Source organism: Lentzea atacamensis (genome assembly GCF_003269295.1).
Taxonomy (GTDB): Bacteria; Actinomycetota; Actinomycetes; order Mycobacteriales; family Pseudonocardiaceae; genus Lentzea; species Lentzea atacamensis.
Genome location: NZ_QLTT01000005.1, coordinates 591345 through 602964, shown reverse-complemented (window position 1 = coordinate 602964; position 11620 = coordinate 591345). Strand labels below are relative to the sequence as shown.

General features: G+C 70.7%; 10 protein-coding genes. 6 read left to right on the top strand and 4 right to left on the bottom strand.

What is annotated here, in order from left to right; translation table 11 throughout:
• The 3 genes from C8D87_RS25565 to entS are packed head-to-tail and all read right to left on the bottom strand — an operon-like array spanning position 1 to position 2304.
• Entirely contained in the window at positions 1–207 is a 207-nt protein-coding gene (locus tag C8D87_RS25565) for an MbtH family protein (RefSeq protein ID WP_109639892.1), read from the bottom strand.
• Between the two features lie 52 nt (positions 208–259).
• Positions 260–1066 (bottom strand): alpha/beta fold hydrolase, encoded by an 807-nt coding sequence (locus C8D87_RS25560; protein ID WP_233442278.1) that lies wholly within the window; start codon positions 1064–1066, stop codon positions 260–262.
• Complete coding sequence (gene entS, locus C8D87_RS25555) at positions 1042–2304, bottom strand: enterobactin transporter EntS (protein ID WP_112228648.1); 1263 nt, start codon at positions 2302–2304, stop codon at positions 1042–1044. The genes C8D87_RS25560 and entS overlap by 25 nt, the downstream gene beginning before the upstream one ends.
• Before the next feature lie 67 nt (positions 2305–2371).
• Here entS and C8D87_RS25550 point away from each other — a divergent pair, with 67 nt between their 5' ends.
• Genes C8D87_RS25550 through C8D87_RS25540 form a run of 3 tightly spaced genes read left to right on the top strand, consistent with a single transcriptional unit; the run spans position 2372 to position 5993 of the window.
• Positions 2372–3976, top strand: coding sequence for a (2,3-dihydroxybenzoyl)adenylate synthase (locus C8D87_RS25550; RefSeq protein ID WP_112228647.1), 1605 nt, complete (start codon positions 2372–2374; stop codon positions 3974–3976).
• Positions 3973–4974 (top strand): FecCD family ABC transporter permease, encoded by a 1002-nt coding sequence (locus tag C8D87_RS25545; RefSeq protein WP_112228646.1) that lies wholly within the window; start codon positions 3973–3975, stop codon positions 4972–4974. Before C8D87_RS25550 ends, C8D87_RS25545 begins: the two co-directional genes overlap by 4 nt.
• Positions 4971–5993 (top strand): FecCD family ABC transporter permease, encoded by a 1023-nt coding sequence (locus C8D87_RS25540; protein ID WP_112228645.1) that lies wholly within the window; start codon positions 4971–4973, stop codon positions 5991–5993. Before C8D87_RS25545 ends, C8D87_RS25540 begins: the two co-directional genes overlap by 4 nt.
• 46 nt (positions 5994–6039) lie before the next feature.
• Here C8D87_RS25540 and C8D87_RS25535 read toward each other — a convergent pair whose 3' ends face one another.
• Complete coding sequence (locus C8D87_RS25535; RefSeq protein ID WP_233440050.1) at positions 6040–7353, bottom strand: salicylate synthase; 1314 nt, start codon at positions 7351–7353, stop codon at positions 6040–6042.
• A 209-nt stretch (positions 7354–7562) separates the two neighbouring features.
• Here C8D87_RS25535 and C8D87_RS25530 point away from each other — a divergent pair, with 209 nt between their 5' ends.
• The 3 genes from C8D87_RS25530 to C8D87_RS25520 all read left to right on the top strand — a co-directional run bounded on the left by C8D87_RS25530 (position 7563) and on the right by C8D87_RS25520 (position 11578).
• Positions 7563–8045 carry a hypothetical protein gene (locus tag C8D87_RS25530; RefSeq protein ID WP_112228644.1) on the top strand — a complete coding sequence of 161 codons (483 nt, stop codon included), beginning with the start codon at positions 7563–7565 and terminating at the stop codon, positions 8043–8045.
• 21 nt (positions 8046–8066) lie between these two features.
• Complete coding sequence (locus C8D87_RS25525) at positions 8067–8777, top strand: excalibur calcium-binding domain-containing protein (protein WP_215732476.1); 711 nt, start codon at positions 8067–8069, stop codon at positions 8775–8777.
• A 107-nt stretch (positions 8778–8884) separates the two neighbouring features.
• A complete protein-coding gene (locus C8D87_RS25520) occupies positions 8885–11578 on the top strand; it encodes an RICIN domain-containing protein (protein ID WP_112228643.1) in 2694 nt (897 codons plus the stop codon).
• Positions 11579–11620 lie beyond the last annotated feature (42 nt).

Genomic DNA, 11620 nt, shown 5'->3' with positions numbered 1-11620 from the left:
TCAGCGCTCGCCGCGGACGAGGCTCAACGGACGCATGTCCGTCCAGTTCGCCTCGATGTACGCGAGGCAGGCCTCGCGGGTGTCCTCGCCGAACACGACTCGCCAGCCCTCGGGGACCTCGGCGAACGTCGGCCAGAGTGAGAACTGACCCTCATCGTTGACCAGTGCGTGGAAACGCCCGTTGTCGTCGTCGAAGGGGTTCGTCACAGCAAGCCTCCAGTTCGGGGGGTTAACTGAGGCTTACCTTAGTAAGGCGTGTCTAACAGTGTCCAGCCGCGAAGAACTCCAGTACTGCGGCGTTGACCACGTCTGGACGCTCCAGATAGCCGTAATGGCCGCACCGCTCCAGTTCCACATACCGGGCACCGGGAATCGCGTCCGCGACCTCGCGGGACAGGTGTGGCGGCAGGCGGAGATCGTCGGCGAAACCGATCACCAGGCACGGCACCCGGATGTCGGCGTAGGCGGCCAGCCGGCTCGATCCCGGCGCGAAGTCCAGGCCCAGCTGTGCCCGCAGCCCCGGTGTCCACAGGATCGGCGACATCTCGAGGACGTCGAGCCAGTCGGAGACCGCCGCGTCGTCGTTCAACGTGTGCGGGGAGAGGTTGCGCAGGGCGCGGTCGATCGCTTCCTGACGCGGCGGCAGCACGACGCCGGAGTCGAGCATCTCCTTCTCCGCCAGGCCCATCGCCGCGCGCATCACGTCCGACCGCCCGCGCGTGGCCATCAGCACGGCCTGCGAAACGAGGTCGGGCCGGGCCAGCGCCAGCTCCGTCACGACTTGAGCGCCCATCGAGGTGCCCACGAGCCGGCACCGGCCGAGACCCAGGTGCTCGATGAGCCCGGCCGTGTCGGCGACCAGGTCGTCGACGGTGAAACCGGGTTCGGCCGGCGAGATTCCGCGGTTGTCGAACGTGATCACGCGGTACCCGGCCTCGACGAGGGCGGGCACCTGGTGCAGGTGCCACACCCTGCCGGTCGCGCCCGCGCCCATGACGAGCACCACGGGTTCGCCGGAACCCGTGTCGTCGTAGGAGAGTTTCACGCCGGGGAGGTCTGCGAACACGCCTCACCTCGCAGGTTCGCCCGGCGCAGGCCGGGCATCGTCAGCGCGACCAGGACGACACCCGCGACGCACACGAGACCGCCGGCCACGATTCCCATCGCCGGGCCGAGGTAGCGCGCGGCCAGGCCGGCCTCCGTGCCGCCGACCGCGGGCCCGCTGGTCGCCTGGGCGAGCCACAGGCTGCTCACCCTGCCCTGCAGGCGATCCGGCGTGTGGTGCTGCAACAGCGCGCGGCGCAGGATCTCGGACGTCGTGTCGGCCGCACCCGCGACCACCAGGAACGCGAGGCCGAGCCACAGGTGGCCGGACAGGCCGAACGCGGTGATGGCGAGGCCCCACAGCAGCACGGCCGCGATCAGCGCGCGGCCGCTGTGCCGGAACGTGTTCACCCAGCCGCTGAACAGACCGCCGATGAACGCGCCTACCGCGGGCGCGGTGTGCAGCAGTCCCACCGCTTCGGGACCGCCGCCGAACACCTCGGCCGCCATCTGCGGGAACAGCGCGTACGGCATCGCGAAGACCATCGCCCACAGGTCGATGATCAGCAGGCCGCGCACGATCTCGTTGCTGCGTACGAACTTCCACCCCTCCGCGATGGAGCGCAGCGGGTGTTCCTTCTCCTCGTCGACGCCGTCCGGCCGCAGCGCGGGCAGCTTCCGGAACAGCGCGACACCCACCAGATAGCCGAGCGCGTCGATCGCGAAGCACGCGGCCACTCCGGGCCCGGATGCGATCAGACCGGCGACCGACGGGCCGAGCATCGCGCCGAACTGGCTCGCGAGCGTCAGCAGCGCACCCGCCGCCGCGAGGTGCTCCGGTCTCACGGTGGACGGGATGGCGGCCATCAGCGCCGATCCGCCGACGCCCGCGACCGCGCCGACGATCACAGCGGCGACGTAGACGAACCACAACATCGGCGACGGGATCGACGCGTTGAGCGCGAGAGCGAAGAGCATCGCCGCGACGATCACGCGCGAACCGACGATGATCCTGCGCCGCTCGCCGCGGTCGGCGAGCACCCCGCCGGCCAGCAGGCCGACCAGCAGTGCGGCTCCGAACGCCAGTCCCACCAGGCCGACCTGTACGGACGAGCCGGTGATCTGGTAGACGTGCACGTTGATCGCGACGTTCGTCAGCGCTGTGGTCAGCACGGTCACCGTCTGCGCGGCGAACACCAGGCGGTATGCCGGGTCCTCGCGCAGTGGTGTGACATCGACGACGAGTTCACCGAGGCGCACGGCACCATCCCTCCGATATGTCGGCTAGCCTAACCTAACTTTCTCGCCGTGACTTCAGGGAGTCGAGATGCTGGACGGCTGCGTGCCTTGGCCTGGTGAACTGGCCGAGAGGTACCGGGCGGAGGGGTACTGGGCCGGGCAGACGCTGGACGTGCTGTTGCGTGACGGCGCTCAAAGCCATCCGGACCGGACCGCGCTCGTCGCCGCTGACGGCACCCGTTTCACGTGGGCCGAGCTCGACGCGTGGGCGGACCGGATCGCCGCCGGGCTCGTCGCCGCCGGTCTGGTGCCCCAGGACCGCGTGCTGGTGCAGCTGCCGAACGTGCCGGAGTTCGTCGCGCTGTTCTTCGGTCTGATGCGCGCTCAAGTGCTGCCCGTGCTCGCGCTGCCCGCGCACCGCGAAAGCGAGATCGTGCCGCTCTGCGAGCTGAGCGGGGCGGTCGCGTACTTCGTCGCAGAGGACGACGGCGCGGGCTACGACTACCGCGAGCTCGCGAGGACCGTGACCAAGGCGGTGCCCTCGGTCCGTCAGGTGTTCGTGGCCGGCGACCCGGCCGAGTTCGCCCCGCTGCCCGCGGCCGACCCGGTCGAGCTGCCCGCGGCGGACCCGTTCGCGCCGGCGCTGCTCCTGCTGTCGGGCGGCACGACCGGTACGCCGAAGCTGATTCCACGCACGCACACCGACTACCTCTACAACGCGCGCGCGAGTGCGGAGGTCTCCGGCTTCACCGCGGACACCGTGTACCTGGTGGCGTTGCCCGCGGCGCACAACTTCGCGCTCGCCTCACCCGGCCTGCTGGGCGCGATGTCCACCGGCGGCACCGTCGTGCTGGCGCCGGATCCCAGCGCGGACACCGCGTTCGAGCTGATCGAACGCGAACGCGTGACGGTGACCGCGGTCGTGCCGCCCATCGCGTTGCTGTGGATGGACGTCGTCGACTTCATGGACGCCGATCTGTCCACTCTGGAACTGCTCCAGGTCGGTGGTGCGAAGTTCAACCCCGAGCCGGCGGCGCGCGTGCGCGAGACGCTGGGCTGCGACTTGCAGCAGGTGTTCGGCATGGCCGAGGGCCTGCTCAACTTCACGCGGCTCGACGACACCGACGAGCTGAAGATCACCACCCAGGGCGCCCCGCTGTGCCCGGCCGACGAGCTGCTGATCGTCGACGAGGATGGCGAACCGGTCGCACCCGGCGAGAGCGGCGAGCTGCTCACCCGTGGTCCGTACACGCTGCGTGGCTACTACCGCGCCGCCGAGCACAACGCGCGCGCGTTCACCGCGGACGGCTTCTACCGGTCCGGCGACGTGGTGCGGCAGCTGCCGTCCGGGCACCTGATCGTCGAGGGCAGGCGCAAGGACCAGATCAACCGCGGTGGCGAGAAGATCCCCGCCGAGGAGCTGGAGAACCACCTGCTCGCGCATCCCGCCGTGCACGACGCCGCCGTCGTCGGCATGCCGGACGAGGTGATGGGCGAACGCACGTGCGCGTTCATCGTGGTCAAGGGTGAGGCCCCCACCCTGCGCGAGGTGACGGCGTTCCTGCGGGAACGCGGTGTCGCCGCGTACAAGCTGCCGGACCGGCTCGAGGTGCTCGAGGAGTTCCCGCAGACGAAGGTCGGCAAGGTCTCCAAGGTCGCGCTGGTGCGGTTGCTCACCGGTGAGAACGGGTGAGCGTCAGGGCGCCTGCGGTGTCCCGCGGCGCGGGACTGGTGCTCGGCGTGGTCGCACTCGGGTTCGTCGCGCTGCTGTCGCTCGCGGTGGGCTCTCGGTCGATCCCGTTGTCGACGCTGCTGGACGTGCTGGCCTCCCGGGACGGCTCCGACTCGGCGTTCGTCGTGTGGGAGCTGCGGATCCCGCGCACGCTGATCGGCATCGCGGCCGGTGCGGCGCTCGGCGTGGCCGGCGCGCTGATGCAGGCGCTGACCCGCAACCCCTTGGCAGATCCCGGCCTGCTCGGTGTGAACGCGGGCGCTTCCGCCGCCGCCGCAATGTCGATCAGCGTGCTGGGGCTGACGGATCTGCGGGCGTTCGTCTGGTTCGCGTTCGCGGGTGCCGCTCTGGCCGGCACGGTGCTGTACGTGATCGCGGGCAGGACGGGCGCGTCACCGGTGCGGCTCGCGCTGGCGGGTGCGGCGGTGTCGGCAGCGCTGACCGGGTTCACCCAGGCGGTGATCCTGCTGGACCAGAACGCGCTGGACCAGATGCGGTTCTGGACCGTGGGCGCGTTGGAACGCGCGGACCTGGGCACGCTGACGGACGTTGCGCCGTTCCTGGTGGTGGGGCTGGTTCTGGCGCTCCTGCTGGCGCGGCCGTTGAACGTGCTGTCGCTCGGCGAGGAGATGGGGCGGTCGCTGGGCGCGCATCTCGGCCGGACCCAGTTGCTGACGCTGATCGCGGTGACGTTGCTGGCCGGCGCGGCGACTGCGGCCGTGGGCCCGTTGGTGTTCGTCGGTCTCGTTGCGCCGCACATGGTCCGGGTGATCACCGGGCCTGACGAGCGGTGGGTGGTGGCGTACTGCGCGGTGTTCGCGCCGGCGCTGTTGCTGCTGGCCGACGTGCTCGGGCGGGTGATGGCGCGGGAGGAGATCGACGTGGGTGTGGTGACGGCGTTGCTGGGCGGGCCGGTGTTCCTGATCCTGTTGCGGCGCAACAAGGCGGTCCGCGCATGACGCTGCTCGACTCGGCTCCCGTCGTCCAGAACCTGCACCCTCGCTCGCAGGCGCGGCGGCGTTCACTCGTCGTCTCTCTCGGTGTCGTCGCGGCGATCGTGGTCGTCGGCGTGATCGCGCTCGGCACCGGTGCGATTCCGGTGGCGCCGCTCGACGTGGTGCGCACGTTGCTCGGCAACGGCAGCCGCATCACCAACTACGCGGTGCTCGACCTGCGGCTGCCCCGCGCGCTGATCGCGATCGCGGTCGGCGCGGCGCTCGGCATGAGCGGCGCGGTGTTCCAGAGCCTGTCGCGCAACCCGTTGGGCAGCCCGGACATCATCGGCTTCAACTACGGTGCCGCGACCGGCGGCCTGCTCGTCATCCTGGTCGTCGGCGGCAGTCCGGGCACGGTGTCGGCGGGCGCGCTGATGGGTGGCCTGGCGACAGCGCTGCTCGTGTACCTGCTGGCGTGGCAGCGCGGTGTGCTCGGGATGCGGCTGGTGCTGACCGGGATCGGCGTCAGCGCGATCCTGCAGGCGGTCAACTTCTACCTGATCGTCAACGCGGGTGTCGCCGACGTGGCGCGCGCGACGGTGTGGCTCACCGGCAGCCTGAACAACCTCGGCTGGACCCAGCTGTGGCCGGTCGTGATCGCGCTCGTGGTGCTGGTGCCCGCGCTGTTGTTCGGCGTGCGGTGGCTGGAGATGCTGGAGATGGGCGACGAGGTGGCGCAGGGTCTCGGCGTTCCGGTCGAAGGCGCGCGCGTGTACCTGCTCATCACCGGCACGGCCGCGTGTGCGGTGGCGACGGCGGCGGCCGGGCCGATCGCGTTCGTGGCGCTGGTCGCGCCGCAACTGGCGAAGCGGCTGATCCGGTCGTCCGGCGCCGGGTTGCTGCCCGCGGCCTGGATGGGAGCTTTCCTCGTGCTGGCAGCGGATTTCGCCGCGCAACGGATCGGCGGCGCGTTGCCCGTCGGTGTCGCGACCGGTGCGTTGGGCGGTGTCTACCTCGCCTGGCTGCTGTGGCGAAAGTCGTGACACGGCAACGCCCCCGCTTTTCAGTGCGGGGGCGTTGCGCGTCAGGTCAGGCGGGCACCACGAACGGTGCGACCGAGCCCAGCTTCTCGCAGGTCTCCTCGAACTCGCGGTCCGGCGTCGAGTCGACCACGATGCCCGCTCCAGCGCGCAGCCACGCGTGGTCGCCCTCCTGGTACACCGCGCGCAGCACGAGTGCGGCGTCCAGCGAGCCGTTGGCGTCGATCGCGACGACCGCGCCCGAGTAGAGGCCGCGGCTGCCGTCCATGCGGGCGATCGCGTCCAGCGACTCGCGCTTCGGGATGCCCGACGCGGTCACCGCCGGGAACACCGCCTCCAGCGCGTCCCACGCCGACCGGCCCTCGCTGAGCTCGCCGTTGACGAGCGAGGCGAGGTGCTGCACGGAACCCCGCTCCTTGATCCCCATGAAGTCGCCGACGTGCACGGTCTCCGGCTTGCAGATGCGGCGCAGCTCCTCCTGCGCCGTGCGCACCGAAACCGCGTGCTCGAAGATCTCCTTCGGGTCGTTCTCGAGCTCGTAGCGCGCCGCCGCGTCGATCTCGGCGCCCCGGCCGAAGGCGCGGGTGCCCGCCAGCGGCTGCGTGACGACGTGGCCCGCGTCGTCGACCGACACGACGATCTCGGGGCTGAAGCCGGCGGCCTCGGCACCGTCCAGGCGCAGCACGAACGACCGCGCCGGGGTGTTGCCCCGGCGGCCGAGCTCGTAGGTGGACACGATGTCGACGGGGAAGGGGATGTGCACCGACCGCGACAGGATGACCTTCTGGTACTGGCCCTGCCGGATCTCCTTGACCGCCTGCGCGACCCGCTCGCGGTAGTTGGCGCTGTCCGCCGTGATGTCGACCGCGGAGGCCTGCCCGGTGTCCAGCTCGACGTCGGCGATCAGCAGGTCACGCACGCGCGCCCGCTCGGCGGTGTCGACACCGCGCACCACGGCCGCGCCTTCGTCCAGCGTCACCTCGACCCGCGGCACGATCAGCCGGACCACCTCGCCGTCGGGCGCCGCGGCACCGCGCAGGGCCAGACCCGGTACCAGCGAGGCGAAGCCGAAGTTGACCCGGCCGTACGCGCGCCAGCCGGTGACCGGCAGTTCCGCGAGCGCCTCGCGCAACGCCTGACCCGGCGAGCCCGACCAGGACCGCTCGGTCACCTCACCGCCGGCCTCGACCCGCACCCGCTGAGCGTCCAGCGTCACCGTGGCCAGGGCGCCGCCGGCGAACGTCCAGGTGCCTGCGCGCTCGTAGACGACGTAGTCGTCGAATCCGGACCGCGCCAGCCGAGTTACCAGGTCCAGCGGATCAGCCGACCCTGTCGCGATCTCTTCACGGTCGTACTCGGTCACACCCAACTCCTCGTCTTCGGCGCCGGATCTCGGCATGGTCGGCCGGGGGCAGGCCCAAACCAAGGTGATCCTAACCTAAGTAAGGAGACCCTCTACAGGTCCGAATGACCGGACAGAGCCAGATGGATCACACCTCGGCGGACGTGAGATGGTCGGGTTCGCCACCTGGCCATGCTGCGGGAAGGTCTGTGTTGAACGGCAGTGGGTGCATGAGCTCGCCGTGGCGCTTCGTTCTGCTGCTGCTGGCTCTGGTCTTCATGCTGGTCGGCTTCGTGATGATCGCGGGTGCGATCGCCGACCGGGAGGCTGTCGTCTCCAGCGTCGTGACCGGCACGCCGGCGTTGGTGCTGGGCGGCTTCGGCGCGTGCCGCAGCTTGATCATGGGTGTGAGGTACTCGCCCGACGGAATCGAACTGCGCCGGCTCGAATGCACCCGCCACTTCTCGTGGGGTGACGTGGAAGCTGTCGACACCCGGCTCACTCCTGGCGACATCCTGGTCTTCCTCGGGCAGGCCGACATCGTTCTGCTGCTCAAGTCGGGCGACGAGGAGTGGCTCAGCCCGCTGGCGGTCTACAGCTTTCGCTCCATCGTTCCGAAGAGGGTCGAAGCGAAGGCTGACGCGTTGCGCGCCGCCCTCGATCTGCATCGCCCACGAGTAGACCGTCCGGGTGACGCAGGTAACACTGCGTAGTAGGCGTCGCGATGCACGGCCATGGCCCCACTCAAGCTCTGGCGACAACTGCCGAAGAACGCCCGTGGCGGCGTGATGATCATGATCGTGTTCCTGCTGGTGTTGTCCGCGATCAACGCGTGCACCACGCAGGAGCCAACCGGTCTTGCGACCTCCGCGACGTCGACCACGTCGACCACGACCAGCACGACGACGACCACGACCCCGCCGCCGGTGACCGTGGCGTCGATCGTGGACGGGCGCACTGTGGTCCTGTCGAACGGCACCAACGTGCAGATCGCCGGACTCGCCCAGCCCGGTGAGTGCTGGGCCGCGTCGGCGGTCGAGTTCGCGACGAAGACGTTGGTGGGCAAGCCGGTCACCGCTGTCGGCTCGCGACTGCTGCTGGTCGATGGCGCGGACTACGCGGTTCTCGCGGTGAGTCAGGGCGCTGCTCGGGCGGAAGCCGCGGCGGACGCGGCGATTCAGCAGGCGCAAGCGGTCGCCAGGCAGGCCACGCTCGGGTTCTGGGGTCCGTCGTGCGGTGGGCTCGATGTGAAGCCTGCGCCGCAACCTGTTGTGCCGCAACCACAACCGCAACCGCAGCCGGAACCCGAGCCCGCACCGCCGGCGGCCGCGTACTACGCCAACTGCGCGGCGGCGAAGGCGGCCGGCGCGGCGCCGCTTTATGCCGGACAGCCCGGTTACCGGCCGGCGCTCGACCGCGACAAGGACGGCGTCGCGTGCGAATAGAGCCCAGTCCTCGAGTTTGAGAAATTCCTGACCGGGCGGAAACCTTTCGCGCGACGGCGGCAACCACGGGGCAGCACCGCAGACGATCAGACCCCAGGAGTGCTGCAATGAGTGAGTCCGTGCGCCGCGGCCGTCGCGTCGCCCCGCAGACACGCAAGCGCGCCGGCAGGCGTGGGACGGTGATCGCCGCCGTCGCGCTGAGCGCCTCGGTGGTCGCCGGCGCCTGCGTCGGGCTGGTGCTGAACGACTCGGACGCGGTGGCCGTCGACGCCGGCGCCTACTACGAGTTCGTCTCCGCGCAGACCGGCAACGCGCTGGACGTGGCCGGATCGGAGAGCGCGGACGGCGTCCGGATCCAGCAGGAGCAGCGCACCGGCGACTCGGCGAGCCAGCAGTGGCGGGTGAGGCCGGTGGGCGACGGCTACCGCCAGCTGGTCAACCACAACAGCTCCAAGGTGCTGGGCGTGCGGGACGCGTCGTCCGCCAACGTCGAACAGCAGTCGGACACCGGTGCACCCACGCAGCAGTGGAAGATCAGCGAGGCCGGCGACGGCGAGGTGAAGATCGTCTCGCGCAGCAGCGGGATGGTGCTCGGCGTGAACGAGGGCGCTGACGGCCAGGCGGTCGTGCAGACCGCCGACGGGGACGGCACCGGCAAGCGGTGGAAGCTCGCCAAGGCCACCAAGCCCGCGGCGCCCAGGCCTCCCGCGGTGGTCGCCGCTCAGCAGAAGCCCACCCAGACCTCCAGCGCGCCGGCCACGTCGTCTCCGGTGGCGGCGGGCTCCGGCCGGTACTCCTGGCGCAACGTGCAGATCGCCGGCGGCGGCTTCGTCACCGGCTTCGTCTTCAACCCCAGCCGCAAGGGTCTGCTGTACGCACGCACCGACATGGGTGGCGCCTACCGCTGGGACGGCGGCCAGTGGGTTCCGCTGACCGACTGGGTCGCGGACTGGAACATGCTCGGCATCGAAAGCATCGCGACCGACCCGGTCGAGCCGGGACGCCTGTACCTCGCGACCGGCACCTACACCAACGAGTGGGCCGGCAACGGCGCGATCCTGCGTTCCACCGACCAGGGCGCCACGTTCCAGCGCACCGAGCTGCCGTTCAAGCTGGGCAGCAACGAGGACGGCCGCTCCATGGGCGAGCGGCTCGCGATCGACCCCGCGAACCACGGCACGGTGTACCTGGGCACCCGCAAGAACGGGTTGTGGCGCAGCACGGACTTCGGCGCGACGTGGAGCCAGGTTCCGAGCTTCCCCGTCAAGGACGGCGGCAGCAGCGGAGTCGGCCTGTCCTTCGTGACCTTCGGGCCCGCGGGTAGCAAGACGATCTACGTGGGTGTCGCCGACAAGACCACCTCGCTGTACCGCTCCACGGACGGCGGTGACACCTGGCAGGCCGTCGCGGGCCAGCCCACCGGGCACCTGCCGCACCACGGCGTGCTGTCCGGGGACGGCTCGCTGTACCTGACCTACACCGACGTTCCCGGCCCGAACGGCGTGAAGGCCGGTTCGGTGTGGAAGTACACGCCTGCCAGCGGTGCCTGGAAGGACATCTCACCCATGCCGGGCACCGGATTCGGCTACGCCGGTCTCGCGGTGGACCCGCAGCGTCCTGCCACCGTGATGGTCACGACCCTCGACCGCTGGTGGCCGTCGGACGAGCTGTTCCGCTCCACCGACGGCGGCAACACCTGGAAGGCGCTCGGGGCCACGTCCGTGCGTGATGCCTCCGGGGCACCGTACGTCGGCACCGGCATCGGCCACTGGATGGGCGCGCTGGCGATCGACCCCTTCGACTCCGGTCACGCCCTCTACGGCACCGGCGCGGGACTGTGGGCGAGCAAGGACGTGACGGCGGCCGACAGCGGGCGGCCCACGCACTGGAGCATCCCCGTCAAGGGACTGGAGGAGACCGCGGTGCTCGGTCTCGTCACGCCACCCGGCGGCAAGCTGATCAGCGCGCTCGGTGACATCGGCGGCTTCCGCCACGACGACGTGACCAAGGTGCCCGCCGGCGCGTCGTCCGGGCCTCTCTTCCGGAACACGACCGGCATCGACTTCGCCCAGGCCAAGCCGAAGGTCGTGGTGCGCGTCGGCTACAGCGACGAGCAGCGCGGCGCGTACTCCACCGACGGCGGTGTCACCTGGGCACCGTTCACCGGGTCTCCGGTGAACGCCGCGGGCGGCGGCACCGTGGCGATCTCGGCCGACGCCGGCACCGTCGTGTGGACCGCGTCGGGGCAGCTGCCCCACGTCTCCACCGACCTGGGCAAGACCTGGAAGGCGTCCTCCGGCCTGCCGTCGGGTACGACGGTGGTGGCCGACCGCGCCACCGCGGGCACCTTCTACGCGCTCAGCCGCGGCACCCTGTTCGCCAGCACCGACGGCGGCAGGACCTTCAACGCCCGTGCCACCGGTCTCGCCACCGGAAGCCTCAAGGCCGCACCGGGCAACGCGGGTGACCTGTGGATCACGCACGGCGGCGGGCTGCTGCGCTCCACGGACGGCGGCACGACCTTCACGAAGCTGAACGGCGTGCAGAGCGCCAGTGCCGTGGGATTCGGCAAGGCCGCTCCCGGCGCCCGCTACCACGCCCTCTACCTCATCGGCACGGTGAAGGACGTCACGGGGATCTTCCGCTCGATCGACGGCGGCGCCTCGTGGACCAGGATCAACGACGACCGCAACCAGTTCGGCGGGACCGTCGGCGGTGTGATCACCGGGGATCCCGAGCTGTTCGGACGGGTCTACGTGGGTACCAACGGCCGTGGGGTGCTGTACGGCGACCAGTCCTGAGCCACCGGCTGCAGGTAAGTTGCCGCCCCGGCGGGGCGCGGC

Coding starts and splice junctions, on each gene's coding strand:
- C8D87_RS25550 (WP_112228647.1), top strand. CDS start 2,372: ATGCTGGACGGCTGCGTGCCTTGGCCTGGTGAACTGGCCGAGAGGTAC.
- C8D87_RS25540 (WP_112228645.1), top strand. CDS start 4,971: ATGACGCTGCTCGACTCGGCTCCCGTCGTCCAGAACCTGCACCCTCGC.
- C8D87_RS25530 (WP_112228644.1), top strand. CDS start 7,563: ATGAGCTCGCCGTGGCGCTTCGTTCTGCTGCTGCTGGCTCTGGTCTTC.
- C8D87_RS25525 (WP_215732476.1), top strand. CDS start 8,067: ATGGCCCCACTCAAGCTCTGGCGACAACTGCCGAAGAACGCCCGTGGC.
- C8D87_RS25520 (WP_112228643.1), top strand. CDS start 8,885: ATGAGTGAGTCCGTGCGCCGCGGCCGTCGCGTCGCCCCGCAGACACGC.